Here is a 16768-nt window from a genome sequence, read left to right on the forward strand (position 1 = left end):
GAGGAGCCCGCCCATGACCAATGCTTCCACCGAATCCTTCTTCAATCGCTCGCTTGCGGACGTCGATCCGGAAATCTTTGGCGCGATCGGAAAGGAACTCGGTCGCCAACGGCACGAGATCGAACTGATCGCATCCGAGAACATCGTCTCCCGCGCCGTGTTGGAAGCCCAGGGCTCCATCATGACCAACAAATATGCCGAGGGTTACCCCGGCAAGCGTTATTACGGCGGCTGCCAGTTCGTCGATATCGCCGAGGAACTGGCGATCGAGCGCGCCAAGAAGCTGTTCGGCGTCAATTTCGCCAACGTCCAGCCGAATTCCGGCTCGCAGATGAACCAGGCCGTGTTCCTGGCGCTGCTGCAGCCCGGCGACACCTTCATGGGTCTCGATCTCAATTCGGGTGGCCACCTCACGCATGGTTCGCCGGTCAACATGTCCGGCAAGTGGTTCAACGTCGTTTCCTACGGTGTTCGCGAAGGCGACAACCTGCTCGACATGGACGAAGTCGAGCGCAAGGCTAAGGAAACCAAGCCGAAGCTGATCATCGCCGGCGGCACCGCCTATTCCCGCATCTGGGACTGGAAGCGTTTCCGCGAGATCGCCGACTCGGTAGGTGCTTACCTGATGGTCGACATGGCTCATATCGCCGGCCTGGTTGCTGGCGGTCAGCATCCGTCTCCGTTCCCGCATTGCCATGTCGCGACGACCACGACCCACAAGTCGCTGCGCGGTCCGCGCGGCGGCGTCATCCTCACCAATGACGAGGATCTGGCCAAGAAGTTCAATTCGGCCGTCTTCCCTGGTCTGCAGGGCGGTCCGCTGATGCACATCATCGCCGCCAAGGCCGTCGCCTTCGGCGAAGCGCTGCAGCCGGAGTTCAAGGATTACGCCGCTCAGGTCGTCAAGAACGCCCGGGCGCTTGCCGAAACGCTGATCGCTGGCGGCCTCGACGTTGTCTCCGGCGGCACCGACAACCACCTGATGCTCGTCGACCTGCGCAAGAAGAACGCCACCGGCAAGCGCGCCGAGGCAGCTCTCGGCCGCGCCTACGTCACCTGCAACAAGAACGGCATTCCCTTCGACCCGGAAAAGCCCTTTGTCACCTCGGGCGTGCGCTTGGGCGCACCGGCAGGCACGACCCGTGGCTTCAAGGAAGCGGAATTCCGCGAAATCGGCAATCTCATCGTCGAGGTTCTCGACGGCCTGAAGGTCGCCAACTCCGATGAAGGCAACGCCGCCGTCGAAGCCGCCGTGCGCGGCAAGGTGGTCAATCTGACCGACCGCTTCCCTATGTATGGCTACATGGGGTAAGGAGTAGGGATGCGCTGCCCCTATTGCGGTTCGGAAGACACCCAGGTTAAGGATTCGCGTCCGGCGGAGGACAATACGTCCATCCGCCGGCGGCGCATCTGTCCGGATTGCGGCGGCCGTTTCACCACCTTCGAGCGCGTGCAACTGCGCGAGCTGATGGTCATCAAGAAGACTGGCCGCAAGGTGCCCTTCGATCGCGACAAGCTGGTGCGCTCGTTCGAAGTGGCGCTGCGCAAGCGCCCCGTCGAGCGCGACCGCATCGAGCGTGCCGTTTCCGGCATCGTCCGCCGGCTTGAAAGCTCCGGCGAGACCGAGATTTCCTCCGAGCAGATCGGCCTACAGGTGCTCGAAGCCATGAAGAGCCTCGACGATGTCGGCTTCGTGCGCTACGCCTCGGTCTATCGGGATTTCTCCCTTGCCGAGGATTTCGAGAAAGTCATTTCGGAAATCAACGCCAAGATCGCCCGCGATCCGCTGGACGTATGACCATGGGCGAGGGGATCGCTCAGCCTGAGGACCAGCGCTTCATGGCCGCCGCGATCCGTCTGTCGCGATGGCACACGGGCCGGACTGCCACCAATCCATCCGTTGGCTGTGTTATCGTTCGCGATGGCGTCATCGTCGGCAGGGCCGTGACCGCACTCGGCGGACGCCCTCATGCCGAGCCCCAGGCGCTTGCCGAAGCCGGTGAACTCGCCCGTGGTGCCGCGGCCTATGTCACGCTCGAACCCTGTTCGCATCACGGCAAGACGCCGCCCTGCGCCGAGGCCTTGATTGCCTACGGCGTCTCCCGCGTCGTTATCAGTGTGACCGATCCCGATATCAGGGTTTCCGGCCGAGGCATTTCCATGCTGCGCGACGCTGGCATCGAGGTAACGACGGGTGTGCTGGAAGAAGAGGGCAGGCGCTCGCTCGCCGGCTACCTCACCCGCCAGACGAAGAACCGCCCTTATGTGACTCTCAAGCTTGCTGTTTCGGCTGACGGCATGATCGGCCGCGAGGGCGCAGGGCAGGTGGCGATCACAGGCCCGCAGGCCCGCGCCCAGGTCCAAGCGCTACGCGCCGAAACGGACGCCATCCTGGTCGGCATCGGCACCGCAATCGCGGACGATCCGTTGCTGACGGTACGCACGCCGGGTCTCGAAGCCCAATCGCCGATCCGCATCGTGCTTGACCCCTTCCTTGCATTGCCGCTGACGAGCAAGTTGGTCGAAACGGCACGGGAAGTGCCGGTCATTGTTGTCGCCTGCGAGGAAGTATCGCCTTTGGCAGCGGATGCGGAGGGGTTACCCCCCTCTGTCCTGCCGGACATCTCCCCCACAAGGGGGGAGATCGGCAAGTGGCGTGCTCCGAATTCCCAAGCTCACTCGTCATCACCAGCAACGGAAGATGTAGAGCAGGGAGCTGTCCCCCAGCCAATCTCCCCCCTTGTGGGGGAGATGCCCGGCAGGGCAGAGGGGGGTACCTCACCCGCCGACATGGAATCTCGTAGGACTGCACTCGAAGCCGCCGGCGTCGAGATCGTCTACTGCAATCCCTATCACCCTGAAGTCCTGCTACCGGCGCTCGCCACACGCGGTATTTCCTCGCTTCTCGTCGAGGGCGGCGCAAAGACGGCGCGGCTCTTTCTCGAAGCCGGCCTCGTGGATCGCATCCAGCTCTATCAATCGCCCATTGTCATCGGCGAGGGAGGTATTGAATCCCCGCTTGATACAACCGACATACCATCCGGTTTTGCCCATCGGGGCACGTATGTATTCGGCGCTGATCGCCTGGACGAATATGAAAGAGAGAATTGATGTTCACCGGAATTGTCACTGACATCGGTACGATCGAATCTGTTTCGCAGCTCAAGGAGGGCATCAAGCTCCGCGTTGCGACGAATTACGACCCGGTGACCATCGATATGGGCGCGTCCATTTCCCATTCCGGCATCTGCCTCACAGTAACCGGCCTGCCGCAGGACGGCAGCAACGGCCGCTGGTTCGAAGTCGAGGCTTGGGAAGAGGCGCTGCGGCTGACGACGATCGGCACCTGGCGGGAAGGCAGCCGCGTCAATCTCGAACGGTCGCTGAAGGTCGGCGACGAGCTCGGCGGCCACATCGTTTCCGGCCATGTCGACGGCAAGGCAGAAATTCTCTCGGTGACATCGGAGGGCGACGCTACGCGCTATCGCCTGCGTGCGCCGGAACATCTGGCGAAGTTTGTAGCGCCCAAGGGTTCGATAGCACTCGACGGCACCTCGCTGACCGTCAACGCCGTCGACGGCACCGATTTCGACGTTCTGCTCATCCGCCATACGCTCGAAGTCACCACGTGGGGCGACCGCAAGGCCGGCGATTTCGTCAATTTCGAAGTCGATACCATGGCGCGTTATGCCGCCCGGCTCGCCGAATTTCCTACCGCAAAAACTGAATGATCGCGCCGTTATATTCCGTACGCGCCGTTTCGCGGAAGCCGAGTTTGGCTGCGACCCTGAGCGAGGGGTGGTTCTCAGGGCTGATGATGCAGGTCATCGGCCTCCCCGGAAAATGCGCTTCCGCCCAGCCGATCAGGGCGGTCAGCGCCTCGGTGGCATAACCGCGGCCATGCGCCGAGGGCATCAGCGCCCAGCCGAGTTCCATCGTCCCCTCGATCGACGGCTCCATCTCGCGTCGGGCTTCCAGGAAGCCCGCTTCGCCGATGAATTGGCCGCTGTCCTTTTCCACGATCGCGAGAAAGCCGAAGCCCATATGGTGCCACATGCCGGCAATGCGCAGCATGCGGCTCCAGCTCTGCTCGCGTGTCGACGGCGCACCGGTGATGAAGCGAACGACGTCCTCATCCGCCCACAGCGCCGCATGCGCCGAAAAATCATCGAGGCGGTGAGGGCGAAGCGTCAGCCGCTCCGTTTCAAGTGTTGGAATGTCGGTCATATCGGATACCTTCGGAGACCGAGCCATTAAACGCCGGGCTCGCCGTCCCAATAGTCGAGATCGCTTTCCGGCCGTCCAATATGGCGGAAGCGCCTGGGCTTCACACCGTCCCTGTTCGTTTTGGCAAGAAACTTTCCGGAGTCGGGATATTCGACGATCTCCGTCTTCGCCATCGTCGAAATGCCGAGATAGATAAGCGTCGCTGTGCCGGTGTTGATGATCTGATGCGCCGTTTCCGGTCCGCCGGCCGGTGCGCCGAGCACGTCGCCCGGCTTGATCGCATGGCGTTCGTCTCCGAAGCGATATTCGCCGGCGCCCGAGATCACGTAAAAAAGCTCGTCCTCGACATGGTGGTTGTGGAAGGGGCAGCTCGATTTGCCCGGCGGCACCTCGTTGTAGCTGATGCCGAGGCCGGCGAGGCCCAAAAGCGCGCCGAACGAGATGTCGGCGCTTTCATAGAACTCGCCCTGTTTCCAGTGGTCGAGCTTGAGATCGGCGATATTGATCGCCGCTTTTGCTTCCGTCGCCATGATGCTCTCCTGTTGCAGGAGGAGAAACTATCATCACGGGGAAAAAATCAATGGCTTTCCGGAAGATACCTCGCATGGGCGGAGAGGAGACCGCCGCCCATGCTTGGAGCGTCGCGCCGTGACTTTCGGTGAAGCCGTCAGCGGACGTAGAAAGTCAGGCTTCCGTCCGCCGCCTGTTCGGCATTGACGATATTGCGGACATCGACGCCTTCGTTGTTGAGCCGGTGGGCAAGCGACTTGTTGGCGTCGATCGAGGCCTGGATGCCGCGAATGGCCTGGCCGGAACGCTGCGGCGCCGAGCGCGGGCCGGTCGTCTCGTCGTCGAGATTGCGCCAGTTGTAGACCTGCTCGACATTGAAATCATTGCCTTGGAAGGTCCGGAGCGTCTGCTCGATGCCCTGGTCGGTATTCATCCCCAGGCTTTCGGCCCGGCTGACGCCTGTGAATGCGAGGGAGGAGAGGGCTGCGGCGACGGTGATTGTGACAACGCGGTTCATGATTGTATCCTTTCATCTGCTATGACGGTCAGCTGTCGTTGCAGGGGATCGTCTGCGTCACCATATCGAATTGGCGCTACGCCCTTCGCGATTCAATGGCTTAAGCCACTGAAAATCAATTAAAAATTGTTCATGAAAACTGCCTTTGAATTGCCGTTTTCAAGGCATCGGGCAAAGCCGGTTCTGAGCGCTTGCCCGGCAGTGCATGGCGCGCTCCGCTATCCCTTTGCGGATATTTCCTCTTTCCGTGTTGCGGCATCCGGCGAAATTGCTTGCCATTCGCACGAAGGCGTGTTTTGACCGCGGCCTGCCGAGTGGAAAATGCCCCACCAACCGAAGGTGAACCATGCCAAGAGAGACCGCTCCCCATATTTTGATCGTTGAGGCCCGCTTCTACGACGACATGGCCGACGCCCTGCTCGAAGGCGCGACCTTTGCGCTTGATCAAGCCGGCGCCACCTACGAAGTCATTACCGTTCCCGGTGCGCTGGAAATTCCGGCTGCGATTGCCATGTCGCTCGATGGAGACGACAATGGCGGCACGCATTATGACGGCTATGTCGCCCTCGGCATGGTCATCCGCGGCGAGACCTATCACTTCGATATCGTATCGAACGAATCCTCGCGCGCTTTGATGGATCTCGCGGTCAGCGAGTCCCTTGCCATCGGCAACGGCATCCTGACCGTGGAAAACGACGAACAGGCCTGGGCGCGCGCACGCCGCTCGGACAAGGACAAGGGCGGATTTGCCGCTCGCGCAGCTCTGACGATGATCGGGCTGAAGCAGAAACTGGGTGCATAACGAATGAACGACGACAAGACGGATCGGCCGGTCAAGACTGCGAACCAGCGGGGCGCTGCCCGCCTTGCTGCGGTCCAGGCGCTTTATCAGATGGATATCGGCGGCACCGGCGTTCTGGAAATCGTGGCCGAATACGAGGCTCACCGCCTCGGGCAGGAACTCGACGGCGCGACCTATCTGAAGGCCGATGCCGCCTGGTTCCGGTCCATCGTCGCCGGTGTCGTGCGCGATCAGGTCCGCCTCGATCCGCTGATCGCCTCAGCGCTGCAGGACGATTGGGCGTTGTCGCGCCTCGACAGCACCGTACGCGCCATCCTGCGCGCCGGCGTCTTCGAACTTACCGACCGCAAGGACGTTCCGGTGGCGGTCATCGTCACCGAATATGTCGAGATCGCCCAGGCCTTCTTCGACGACGACGAGCCGAAACTCGTCAACGCCGTGCTCGACCGCATCGCAAAGCAGGTCCGCGGCGAGACGAAGAAGTAGCTCTTTAGCCGCCAAACAACCTCCTGTCTCTTTCTTCGCACTGCAACGGTTTTCGCCCGTTGCGGTCTTGACGCCACGTGATCGACCACGCAATCTCCGCACCGCTGAGTGTGGCGTTTCTGTGGAGAGGAAGGCGATTCGGCGGCGTTTCTGCCGGAGAAGGAGTGAGCTCCGGCCTATGGGAGGAAAGAGCGAAATGACGATCCTTTTATGCGTAATCGCATGCGGTCTGCTCTCGGTGGTCTATGCCGCCTGGGCGACCCGGTCGGTGCTTGCAGCCGATCAGGGCAACAGCCGCATGCAGGAGATCGCGGGTTATATCCGCGAAGGCGCTCAGGCCTATCTGACCCGCCAGTACAAAACCATTGCCATTGTTGGCGTCGTTGTTTTCATCGCGGCCTGGCTGCTTCTTTCCGCCACGGCCGCCGTCGGTTTCCTGATCGGCGCCGTACTATCAGGCGCTGCCGGTTTCATCGGCATGCACGTCTCCGTCCGTGCCAACGTGCGCACCGCCCAGGCGGCTTCCGCTAGCCTTTCAGCCGGCCTCGACATCGCCTTCAAGTCAGGCGCCATCACCGGCATGCTGGTGGCTGGCCTCGCGCTGCTCGGCGTCTCCATCTACTACACAGTTTTGACCGTCGGGCTCGGGCATGAGACCGGCTCGCGCGAAGTCATTGATGCGCTGGTGGCGCTCGGCTTCGGCGCTTCGCTGATCTCGATCTTCGCCCGTCTCGGCGGCGGCATCTTCACCAAGGGCGCCGATGTCGGCGGCGATCTCGTCGGCAAGGTGGAAGCCGGCATTCCCGAAGACGATCCGCGCAATCCGGCAACGATTGCCGACAACGTCGGCGACAATGTCGGCGACTGCGCCGGTATGGCAGCGGATCTTTTCGAGACCTATGCGGTCTCGGTCGTCGCCACCATGGTTCTCGCCGCGATCTTCTTCGCCGGGGCGCCGATCCTCCAGTCTGCCATGGTTTATCCGCTGGCAATCTGCGGCGCCTGCATCATCACCTCGATCATCGGGACCTTCTTCGTCAAACTCGGCTCGAACGGCTCGATCATGGGTGCCCTCTACAAGGGCCTCATCGTCACCGGCCTGTTGTCGATCGTCGGCCTCGGTGCTGCCACCTCGCTCACGATCGGCTGGGGATCGATCGGCTCCGTCGGTGGCGTCGATATCTCGGGCGCGCACCTCTTCTTCTGCGGCGTCATCGGCCTCGTCGTCACTGCGCTGATCGTGGTGATCACCGAATATTATACCGGCACGGGCAAGCGCCCGGTCGTCTCGATCGCCCAGGCTTCGGTCACCGGTCACGGCACCAATGTCATCCAGGGCCTCGCCGTGTCGCTGGAATCGACGGCATTGCCGGCGATCGTCATCGTTGGCGGCATTCTCGCCACCTACCAGCTCGGCGGCTTGTTTGGCACCGGCATTGCGGTCACGGCGATGTTGGGCATAGCCGGGATGATCGTCGCGCTCGACGCTTTCGGACCGGTGACGGACAATGCGGGCGGTATCGCCGAAATGTCGCATCTGCCGCCGGAGGTACGCAAATCCACCGATGCGCTCGACGCAGTCGGCAATACGACCAAGGCCGTCACCAAGGGCTACGCCATCGGTTCCGCTGGTCTCGGCGCACTGGTTCTCTTTGCCGCCTACTCCTACGACCTCAAGTATTTTGCGGCGAATGGCGACAAGTTCCCTTATTTTGCCGGCATCGGCGAAATTTCCTTCGATCTTTCCAACCCCTACGTGGTGGCGGGATTGATCTTCGGAGGTCTCATCCCCTACCTATTCGGCGGCATTGCAATGACCGCCGTCGGCCGTGCGGCTGGCGCGATCGTCGAGGAAGTCCGCCGTCAGTTCAAGGCGAAGCCGGGCATCATGCTGGGCACGGAGAAGCCGGACTACGGCAAGGCCGTCGACCTTCTGACCAGGGCCGCCATCCGCGAGATGATCATCCCGTCGCTGCTACCGGTACTGGCGCCGATCGTTGTCTATTTCGGCGTGCTGCTGATCTCCGGTTCCAAGGCCTCGGCCTTCGCCGCCCTCGGCGCATCACTGCTCGGCGTCATCATCAACGGCCTCTTCGTCGCCATTTCGATGACATCGGGTGGCGGCGCCTGGGATAATGCCAAGAAGAGCTTCGAGGACGGTTTCGTCGACAAGGACGGCGTGCGTCACATGAAGGGCTCGGATGCGCACAAGGCCTCCGTCACCGGCGATACGGTCGGCGATCCCTACAAGGATACCGCCGGCCCCGCCGTCAATCCGGCGATCAAGATCACCAATATCGTGGCGCTGCTGTTGCTCGCCGTTCTCGCTGGTTGATCCGTTCCACCCAGGCGCTGCGGTACCGCGACCATTAAAAAACCCGCCGGCGCGATCCGGCGGGTTTTTCGTTGAAGACATTTCCGATCAGCGCAGGCTGCTCGGATTCTGCGGCGTGCCGCCGGCGCCACCGCCGAACAGGCTGCGGGCAGCGCTCGCGGCGCTGCCGCCGGAGAGCATCTGCTGCAAGAAGGTGAGTTCTTTGCCGCCGGTCGGCGTGACGCGCGAGATCGTGTCGAACACCTTGCCGTCCTGCAGCGTATAGTTGGCACGGCGGTTGACGACGCCGTCCTTGTCGAAATAGACGGCCAGAATGCTCTGGTCGACGACCTTCAGTTTCTGGAAGGCGACGGCGCGTGTGCGCCGCTGTGAGATATAATAGAAGACTTCGCCGTCGAAAGTCGCCGTCGTCGACGGCGTGCCGAGCGACAGCAGCACCTGCTCGCGGCTGGACCCTTCCGGAACCAAGTTCAGCGACTGCTGGTCGACGATATAGCCACCGTTGAGCACCGTGCTCGTCTGGCAGCCCGAAAGAACTGATGTGGAGGCGATTATGAAGGCAATGGCCGCGCTGCTGAAGAATTTCATGTCAGACTTGAAATACCGTTTCTTCAACGACATCTACTCCCTTGAGTGTCGATAGCAGCCGTTTGGGGCCTTACACGCTTTCCTCCTGCAAAACCATTGTGGCCATTCCGAGTCGGGTGTACCGAATTCGCTTCGCCGGCGTCTTGAGAGCGCCGTCCCGAAACTGGTCACGATCAGCATTGCAATTCGCGCCTGCTTCGGTAAACCAGCTTTCGAAATCATGCAACAAGGCCGGACGCCAGCCGGCGCGAAGAATGAGGCATTTCCGGAAAAAACATGATCTTCGGGCTGTTTCGCAAGAAAAACAACAATCAGGCGATCGTCGACAGGCAATATGCCGCGCTGACGGCCGCCGCGCGCGTGCCTGATCTCTATGAGCGGTTGAATGTGCCGGACACGGTCATGGGTCGTTTCGAGATGCTGTCGATCGCCATGATTCTGTTTTTTCGCCGCACACGCGCCTCCGCCGTAAGCGGCCAGGAGATCGCCCAGGAGATCGTCGACGCCTTCTTCCAGGATATTGACTATTCGATTCGCGAGCTCGGCATCGGCGACAACAGTGTGCCGAAGCGCATGAAAAAGCTCGCCGGCATGTTTTACGGCCGGCTCGAAGCCTATTCGAAGGCGATGGACGCGGGCGACGCCGAGGCGCTTGCTCTTGCCCTTGAGCGCAATATTTACCCCGAAACCGCGACGCCGGCCGATATGTCCGGCCTCGCCGGTTGGATGGTGGCTGCGGAATCCCATCTCTCGGCTGTTCCGGAAGAGGTGATTGCCACCGGTTCGGCAACGCTCCCGCCTGTTGCCTGAAGGAGGATGCAATGAAGCACGATCGGGACGATGTTCCCTTCTCCTATCAAGTCAAGGTCGGCCATATCTCGGCCAATCCTGTCGAGGTCCATATCGAGGCCGACGACAGCGAATTGAAGGCGCTTGCCGAGGCCTGGAGCGTCGTCTCCGTCGACGGTCTGCGCGCCGACCTACAGATCGGCCGCTGGAAGCGCGACGGCGTTCGCGTCAAGGGTCGCGTGCAGGCGAAGATCGTCCAGTCCTGCGTCGTGACGCTGGAGCCGGTCGAAGCCGCGATCGACGAGAGTTTCGAACAGATTTTCGTGCCCGAGGGTTCCAAGCTCGCCCGCCAGCCGGGCAACGACGCCGGCGAGATGCTGCTTGATCCCGACGGTCCCGATCTGCCCGAGACCTTCGTGGGTGACACGATCGACGCCGGAGAGGTGGTTGCGGAATTCGCCGCCCTTGCGATCGACCCCTATCCGCGCAAGGAAGGCATCGCATTCGCCGGCCATATCGAGGATAGCGGCGAGAACGATAAAAAGCCCTCCGCTTTCGCTGCCCTCAAGGACTGGAAAAAGGATTAAGCTTCGCTGGCATTTGATACTATTCAGTTGTAAGCGACGCCAAAACCGGTATTTTGGCCGAAATTTCGCCCTCGGCGAAAAGAAGGATCAGGGACGCGTGATCAGAATATCTATCGACCTCATGGGTGGCGACTTTGGTCCCCAGGTTGTCATCCCCGGTGCCGCCAAGGCGTTGGATCGGCATCCGGATATTTCCTTCGTTTTCTACGGCATCAAAGAGCAATGCGACCCGGTTCTCGCTCGCTTTCCGAAATTGAGGGAAAAGTCGGTTTTCCACGATTGCGAGCTCGCCGTGAGTATGGATGAGAAGCCGAGCCAGGCACTGCGCCGTGGCCGCTATATCTCCACCATGTGGCGTTCGATCGAGGCGGTGAAGACAGGTGATGCCGACGTCGCGGTGTCGGCCGGCAATACCGGTGCCCTGATGGCGATGGCGAAGTTCTGTCTGCGCACCATGGCCAATATCGAGCGTCCGGCGATCGCCGCGATCTGGCCGACGCTGAAAGGTGAGAGCATCGTACTCGACGTCGGCGCGACGATCGGAGCCGATGCGCAGCAGCTTATGGATTTCGCCCTGATGGGCGGCGCCATGGCGCGCGCGCTTTTCGAGATTGAACGGCCGACGATTGGTCTTCTGAACGTCGGCGTCGAAGAGGTGAAGGGCCAGGAGGAGGTCAAGGAGGCAGGCCGGCTGCTGCGCGAGGCGAACATCGATTCGCTCGAATATTCCGGCTTCGTCGAGGGCAACGACCTTGGCAAGGGCACCGTCGACGTTGTTGTCACCGAAGGATTCTCCGGCAATATCGCGCTCAAGACCGCCGAAGGCACCGCCAAGCAGATCGCCGAATATCTGCGTGCCGCCATGTCGCGCACGCTGCTCGCCCGCATCGGCTACCTCTTTGCCAAGAGCGCGTTCGACATGCTTCGCGAGAAGCTCGATCCGAGCAAGGTCAATGGCGGCGTGTTTCTCGGCCTGAACGGCATCGTCATCAAGAGCCATGGCGGGGCCAATGCCGAAGGCATCGCTGCGGCCATTGAAGTCGGCTATGACATGGCCAAGAACGGCCTCAATCAGAAAATAGAAAACGATCTTAAGAAATATCATGCCAAGCGGCTGCCCCCCATGGGTCCGGAAGCTGCATGAGCGACAGGGTTCAAGCAATATGATCCGTTCAGTGGTTCGCGGGTTCGGAGCCGCACTTCCGAAGCGCGTGATGACCAATCGCGACATGGAGGCCATCGTCGATACGTCGGACGATTGGATCGTCCAGCGCACCGGCATTCGCCAGCGTTACATCGCCGGCGATGACGAGACGACGGCCTCGCTCGGCGAGGCGGCGGCGCGCGCAGCCCTTGCCAATGGCGGCCTGACGCCCGCCGATATCGACCTCGTCATCTGTGCCACCTCGACGCCCGACAACACGTTTCCGGCGACCTCGGTCAATATCCAGAACCGCCTCGGCATGAGCCACGGCTTCGCCTTCGACGTTCAGGCCGTCTGTACCGGTTTCGTCTATGCGGTCACGACGGCGGATGCCTATATTCGCGGCGGGCTTGCAAAGCGCGTTCTCGTCATCGGCGCCGAAACCTTTTCGCGCATCCTCGACTGGAACGACCGCACCACCTGCGTTCTTTTTGGCGATGGCGCCGGCGCGATCGTGCTAGAAGCGGCCGAAGGCGAGGGCACGTCAGCCGATCGCGGCGTCCTGACCGCGCACCTGCGTTCTGACGGTTCCCACAAGGACAAGCTTTATGTCGATGGCGGGCCCTCTTCGACCGGCACTGTTGGTAAACTGCGCATGGAAGGCCGCGAGGTCTTCAAATATGCCGTCGGCATGATCACCGATGTTATCCAGGCTGCTTTTGATTCGACCGGCACCACGGCCGAAGACCTTGACTGGTTGGTGCCGCACCAGGCCAACCGGCGCATCATCGACGGTTCGGCGAAGAAGCTGAACATCGATGCGGAGAAGATCGTCATAACAGTCGACCTACACGGCAATACGTCGGCTGCCTCGATCCCGCTCGCACTTGCGACCGCTGCCGGCGACGGCCGCATCAAGAAGGGCGACCTGGTGATGCTCGAGGCGATGGGTGGTGGCTTCACCTGGGGCGCCGTTCTGCTGCGCTGGTAAGCACGAATCCTAAAAAACTGGCGGCGAACAAGAGCTTGACCGTGAGGCGCAAGACAAATACTCTTCGTCCGCTTTCACAAAATATTTGTAATGGGCGGGGAAACCATGACCGGAAAAACAGTGACGCGAGCAGACCTGGCGGAATCCGTTTTCCGAAAGGTCGGGCTTTCCCGGACCGAATCCGCCGAGTTGGTCGAAACCGTCATTGATGAAATCTGTAACGCCATCGTGCGGGGCGAAACCGTCAAGCTTTCTTCCTTCGCGACCTTCCAGGTGCGCGACAAGAACGAGCGAATCGGCCGCAACCCGAAGACCGGCGAGGAAGTTCCGATTTCTCCCCGCCGGGTCATGACCTTCAAGGCGTCGAATGTGCTGAAGACGCGCATCCTCAAGGCGCACGTCTCGCGCAAGATCAAGCTGAAGCCGCAGAATCCGGCTTCTTGATCCCGGCTTTCCCTTTCGGAACGGCAGTTTTTTCCTCTCGTACTGTCCATCGTTGTGCGCAACGTCGAGACATGACTTGAATTGTCGGCGCCAAACCGTTGAAATATGATGAGTCGCCGTTGGATCGAGCCGCGAGGTCGCGTAGCAGTATGACGTTGGACAAGAGCCCCGATGCCTTTCGCACCATCAGCGAAGTCGCAGACGATCTTGATCTGCCGCAGCATGTGCTGCGCTTTTGGGAGACGCGCTTTCCACAGATAAAGCCGATGAAGCGAGGCGGTGGTCGTCGTTATTATCGGCCGGAGGATGTGGATCTCCTCAAGGGCATCCGGCATTTGCTCTATGATCACGGCTATACGATCAAGGGCGTGCAGAAGCTCCTGAAAACCAACGGCAACAAATTCGTCATATCGGTCGGCCACGGCGATCTCGCCAGCGTCGAGGCTCTCGCGGCGGGCGTACAGGACGCGGGCGAACCGCGCGTCGGCATGGCCGAAGAAGACCAGATCGTCGGCCGCGCCAAACCGCCGATCACCCGCCGATTCTTCAATTTCGTCGCCGGAGACGACGACCAGCCGGAGGTCTCGATCGGCAAGTCGAGCGTCGGCAAGGAAGACAGGGCGTTGCTGCAGGAGGCGCTCTACGATCTCCTGGAGTGCAAGCGCCTGCTCGACCAGGTTCGCTGAGCCGACAGGCAGGTCAGGCTTCGGCAAGGCGCTTCATCGCCTGTTCGAGCTCGCTGAGCTGAAAGGGTTTCCGCAATACCGGCAGTGTGCCGGCGCTGCCTTCCGGGGCGCTGCCATATCCCGTTGCATAGAGATAGGGCTTGCCGCGTTCGTCGAGCAGCTTTGCGACCGGCAGCGAACTGCGGCCGGCAAGAGAGACGTCGAGGATAGCGGCGTCGAACTCCGTGTCCTTGGCAGTTGCCAGCGCCCGTTCCAGATCGGGCGCGCTTGCACAGACCCGGTAGCCGAGATCGCCGAGCATGTCCTCGAGCAACATGGCAATCAGCGTATCGTCCTCGACGATGAAGATGTCTTTCATGATCCCTTTCACCCATTTCCCCTTGCCGGGCATGAAAGTTATGTGGACCGCTTCCGGCGCTCGTCAAGACGTGCTGCCCCGCAGTGTGAGAAAGAGCATATTGCCGGGTGAAATTCGATGTGCAAAAGCTGGGATACCGTTTCAGAAGCGGAGGGAAAGAGGCCTGGGATGGATTTGCTGAGTGCCACAGACTGGTTGCGTCACAGGCCCGGTTACACATATCCGCTGGCGCTTGCCGCGGTTGGATTGACGTTTCTTCTGAGAATCGCGGCCAGCGATTATCTTTCCGGCTTTCCCTTCCTCAGCTTCCTTCCGGCGATTTTGCTCGCCAGTTTCATCGGCGGCGCGGGGCCGGGCCTTGTCGCGGCCGTGGTCGCCGGCTTCATCGTCCAGCAGTTTTTCGTCGAGCCGCACAATGTCTTTTGGCCGGTCAGCGCCGGGCAATGGGTCGGCCTGTCGACCTATCTCGTCAATGCCGCGATCATCGTCGGCCTGATGGAGATGATCATCGTCGCTCATGACCGGCAGAGCCGCCTTCGCAGCGAACTCAACAGCTTTAATACGCGCCTGGAACAGACGGTGGCCGAGCGTACCGCCGCGCTCAAGCATGAGATGGACGAGAATGCCGCCGCCCAGGCGCAGGTCCGCCAGTTGCAGAAGATGGAGACGATCGGCCAACTGACCGGCGGCGTCGCCCATGATTTCAACAATATGCTCGCGATCATCATTGGCAGTCTCGATCTCGCCCAGCGGCGCATGACCGGAAACGAGGATCCCCGCCTGCTGAATTCGATCCAGAATGCCAGGGACGGCGCGCAGAGGGCGGCCGTGTTGACCGCACGTCTTCTCGCCTTCTCGCGCCAGCAGCCGCTTGCCCCGGAGATCATCGATGCCAACAAGCTGGTCGGCGGCATGTCGGAGCTGCTGCGGCGCACGCTCGGCGAGCAGATCCGGATCGAGACTGTTCTTGCCGGCGGCCTCTGGCCGAGCTTTGCCGATCTCAGCCAACTCGAGAACGCCATTCTGAACCTTGCCGTCAATGCCCGCGACGCCATGCCCGGCGGCGGTCATCTGACCATCGAGACCGCCAATACCGAACTCGACGAGCGATATGCGCGCATGCATTCCGAGGTCGAGGCCGGTCAGTATGTTATGATCAGCATCACCGACACGGGCACCGGCATGTCGCCCGAAGTGATCGACCGCGCCTTCGACCCGTTCTACACGACCAAGGGACCCGGCAAGGGCACCGGTCTCGGCCTCAGCCAAGTCTACGGCTACATCAAGCAGAGCGGCGGCCACATCAAGATCTATTCGGAAATCGACAGGGGGACGACGGTGAAGATCTATCTTCCCCGCCATGTCGGCGCAACGGGCGCCCGGTTCGGCGCTATGGGCGCCCTGCCGATCCCCCAGGGGAGCGTCAAGGACACGATTCTGGTGGTTGAGGATGACGAGCACGTCCGCAGTATGACCGCCGAAAGCCTGCATGAACTGGGTTATACTGTATTGGAGGCCGCGAGCGGGATGGAGGCGCTTGTCCTTCTCGAGCAGAATGCCGCCGTCGACCTGATCTTCACCGACATCGTCATGCCGCAGATGAGCGGACGTCAGCTTGCCGACATCGTTCAGGAAAAATGGCCGAAAATCCGGGTTCTCTACACGACGGGTTATACCCGGAATGCCATCGTCCATAACGGCGTGCTCGATCACGGCGTCTTCCTGCTCGCCAAGCCCTTCAGCCTCGAGCAGTTGGCTCACAAGATCCGCGAGCTTCTGAATGTGCCGGTGAGAACGGAAGACGAAAGGACGTGAGGCCGCAACGCGGCCGCACGCTCGAAATCTCTGATCGCGTTATTCCAGGACCTGGATCACGCGGTGCGTCTGCGGCTCGACGATCACGCGCCGGTTATTGACGACGGTATAGGCGTAACCGTCAACATTTGGCACCGTATGCACTTCGACGGTATCCGGGAGCGTCGTACCGACCACGATATCGCCGTCATAGACGACGGACGGCGTGTTTTGCTCCATCACATATGTGCGCACCTCGCCAGGCAATACGACGGAGCCCGTCGCTGCAGGGTCGGTGACGATGACGGTGCTCTGCGCGAAGGCGGCGGAGCTGATGGTCAGCACGGCCGCCGCAGCCATCATGATCTTGTGCATGGAAGTTCTCCTTTTTACCCCAGACATGAAGGCAACGCGGACAATCCGGCATAGTTCCCGTGCCGGATTCTCGCAGCGTGGATCGGCGTGGCGACGAATGGCGGTCGAGATTCTCGCTCGAAAGACGCGCGCGCT

At 61.2% G+C, this 16768-nt stretch carries 19 protein-coding genes and 1 pseudogene; 14 read left to right on the forward strand and 6 right to left on the reverse strand.

Going from position 1 to position 16768, the window contains the following annotated elements; translation table 11 throughout:
* The first annotated feature begins 13 nt into the window (after positions 1-13).
* The 4 genes from glyA to EFD55_RS20675 are packed head-to-tail and all read left to right on the forward strand — an operon-like array spanning position 14 to position 3731.
* Positions 14-1312 (forward strand): serine hydroxymethyltransferase, encoded by a 1299-nt coding sequence (gene glyA, locus EFD55_RS20660; RefSeq protein WP_125846895.1) that lies wholly within the window; start codon positions 14-16, stop codon positions 1310-1312.
* Positions 1313-1321: 9 nt separating this feature from the next.
* On the forward strand, positions 1322-1798 hold the full coding sequence (nrdR, locus tag EFD55_RS20665) for a transcriptional regulator NrdR (RefSeq protein ID WP_125846896.1): 477 nt from the start codon (positions 1322-1324) through the stop codon (positions 1796-1798).
* 2 nt (positions 1799-1800) lie between these two features.
* Complete coding sequence (gene ribD, locus EFD55_RS20670) at positions 1801-3111, forward strand: bifunctional diaminohydroxyphosphoribosylaminopyrimidine deaminase/5-amino-6-(5-phosphoribosylamino)uracil reductase RibD (RefSeq protein ID WP_125846897.1); 1311 nt, start codon at positions 1801-1803, stop codon at positions 3109-3111.
* Positions 3111-3731 (forward strand): riboflavin synthase, encoded by a 621-nt coding sequence (locus tag EFD55_RS20675; RefSeq protein ID WP_125846898.1) that lies wholly within the window; start codon positions 3111-3113, stop codon positions 3729-3731. The genes ribD and EFD55_RS20675 overlap by 1 nt, the downstream gene beginning before the upstream one ends.
* On the opposite strand, the gene EFD55_RS20680 is transcribed toward EFD55_RS20675, so the two are convergent.
* The 3 genes from EFD55_RS20680 to EFD55_RS20690 all read right to left on the reverse strand — a co-directional run bounded on the left by EFD55_RS20680 (position 3712) and on the right by EFD55_RS20690 (position 5254).
* The gene (locus tag EFD55_RS20680; RefSeq protein WP_125846899.1) at positions 3712-4227 is read right to left on the reverse strand and encodes a GNAT family N-acetyltransferase; all 516 of its coding nucleotides are present in this window, start codon (positions 4225-4227) and stop codon (positions 3712-3714) included. The genes EFD55_RS20675 and EFD55_RS20680 overlap by 20 nt on opposite strands.
* A 26-nt stretch (positions 4228-4253) precedes the next feature.
* Complete coding sequence (locus tag EFD55_RS20685; protein ID WP_125846900.1) at positions 4254-4757, reverse strand: cupin domain-containing protein; 504 nt, start codon at positions 4755-4757, stop codon at positions 4254-4256.
* Positions 4758-4894: 137 nt separating this feature from the next.
* Positions 4895-5254 (reverse strand): hypothetical protein, encoded by a 360-nt coding sequence (locus EFD55_RS20690; RefSeq protein ID WP_125846901.1) that lies wholly within the window; start codon positions 5252-5254, stop codon positions 4895-4897.
* Between the two features lie 346 nt (positions 5255-5600).
* On the opposite strand from EFD55_RS20690, the gene ribH reads away from it, so the two are divergent.
* The 3 genes from ribH to EFD55_RS20705 all read left to right on the forward strand — a co-directional run bounded on the left by ribH (position 5601) and on the right by EFD55_RS20705 (position 8877).
* A complete protein-coding gene (ribH, locus tag EFD55_RS20695; RefSeq protein WP_125846902.1) occupies positions 5601-6056 on the forward strand; it encodes a 6,7-dimethyl-8-ribityllumazine synthase in 456 nt (151 codons plus the stop codon).
* A 3-nt stretch (positions 6057-6059) separates the two neighbouring features.
* Positions 6060-6542, forward strand: coding sequence for a transcription antitermination factor NusB (gene nusB / locus EFD55_RS20700; protein WP_125846903.1), 483 nt, complete (start codon positions 6060-6062; stop codon positions 6540-6542).
* A gap of 196 nt (positions 6543-6738) precedes the next feature.
* Entirely contained in the window at positions 6739-8877 is a 2139-nt protein-coding gene (locus tag EFD55_RS20705) for a sodium-translocating pyrophosphatase (RefSeq protein WP_125846904.1), read from the forward strand.
* An 87-nt stretch (positions 8878-8964) separates the two neighbouring features.
* On the opposite strand, the gene EFD55_RS20710 is transcribed toward EFD55_RS20705, so the two are convergent.
* On the reverse strand, positions 8965-9498 hold the full coding sequence (locus EFD55_RS20710) for an outer membrane protein assembly factor BamE (protein WP_125846905.1): 534 nt from the start codon (positions 9496-9498) through the stop codon (positions 8965-8967).
* 187 nt (positions 9499-9685) lie between these two features.
* Between EFD55_RS20710 and EFD55_RS20715 the strand changes: the two are divergent.
* The 6 genes and pseudogenes from EFD55_RS20715 (at position 9686) to EFD55_RS20740 (ending at position 14106) form a co-directional block, all read left to right on the forward strand.
* Positions 9686-10275 (forward strand): annotated as a pseudogene (locus EFD55_RS20715) (ubiquinol-cytochrome C chaperone family protein).
* Positions 10276-10286: 11 nt separating this feature from the next.
* Positions 10287-10841, forward strand: coding sequence for a YceD family protein (locus EFD55_RS20720; protein ID WP_125846907.1), 555 nt, complete (start codon positions 10287-10289; stop codon positions 10839-10841).
* A gap of 97 nt (positions 10842-10938) precedes the next feature.
* Positions 10939-11985 carry a phosphate acyltransferase PlsX gene (gene plsX, locus EFD55_RS20725; RefSeq protein WP_125846908.1) on the forward strand — a complete coding sequence of 349 codons (1047 nt, stop codon included), beginning with the start codon at positions 10939-10941 and terminating at the stop codon, positions 11983-11985.
* Between the two features lie 19 nt (positions 11986-12004).
* The gene (locus EFD55_RS20730) at positions 12005-12976 is read left to right on the forward strand and encodes a beta-ketoacyl-ACP synthase III (RefSeq protein ID WP_125846909.1); all 972 of its coding nucleotides are present in this window, start codon (positions 12005-12007) and stop codon (positions 12974-12976) included.
* Positions 12977-13081: 105 nt separating this feature from the next.
* Positions 13082-13420 carry an integration host factor subunit alpha gene (locus EFD55_RS20735; RefSeq protein ID WP_125846910.1) on the forward strand — a complete coding sequence of 113 codons (339 nt, stop codon included), beginning with the start codon at positions 13082-13084 and terminating at the stop codon, positions 13418-13420.
* Positions 13421-13569: 149 nt separating this feature from the next.
* Positions 13570-14106 carry a MerR family transcriptional regulator gene (locus EFD55_RS20740; protein ID WP_125846911.1) on the forward strand — a complete coding sequence of 179 codons (537 nt, stop codon included), beginning with the start codon at positions 13570-13572 and terminating at the stop codon, positions 14104-14106.
* A 13-nt stretch (positions 14107-14119) separates the two neighbouring features.
* On the opposite strand, the gene EFD55_RS20745 is transcribed toward EFD55_RS20740, so the two are convergent.
* The gene (locus EFD55_RS20745) at positions 14120-14464 is read right to left on the reverse strand and encodes a response regulator (protein WP_125846912.1); all 345 of its coding nucleotides are present in this window, start codon (positions 14462-14464) and stop codon (positions 14120-14122) included.
* Positions 14465-14632: 168 nt separating this feature from the next.
* Between EFD55_RS20745 and EFD55_RS20750 the strand changes: the two genes are divergently transcribed.
* Entirely contained in the window at positions 14633-16279 is a 1647-nt protein-coding gene (locus tag EFD55_RS20750; protein ID WP_125846913.1) for an ATP-binding protein, read from the forward strand.
* A gap of 39 nt (positions 16280-16318) precedes the next feature.
* On the opposite strand, the gene EFD55_RS20755 is transcribed toward EFD55_RS20750, so the two are convergent.
* Positions 16319-16633, reverse strand: coding sequence for a DUF1236 domain-containing protein (locus EFD55_RS20755; RefSeq protein ID WP_125846914.1), 315 nt, complete (start codon positions 16631-16633; stop codon positions 16319-16321).
* Between the last annotated feature and the right edge of the window lie 135 nt (positions 16634-16768).

This window comes from Rhizobium pisi (assembly GCF_003938655.1).
Classification (GTDB): Bacteria; Pseudomonadota; Alphaproteobacteria; order Rhizobiales; family Rhizobiaceae; genus Rhizobium; species Rhizobium pisi.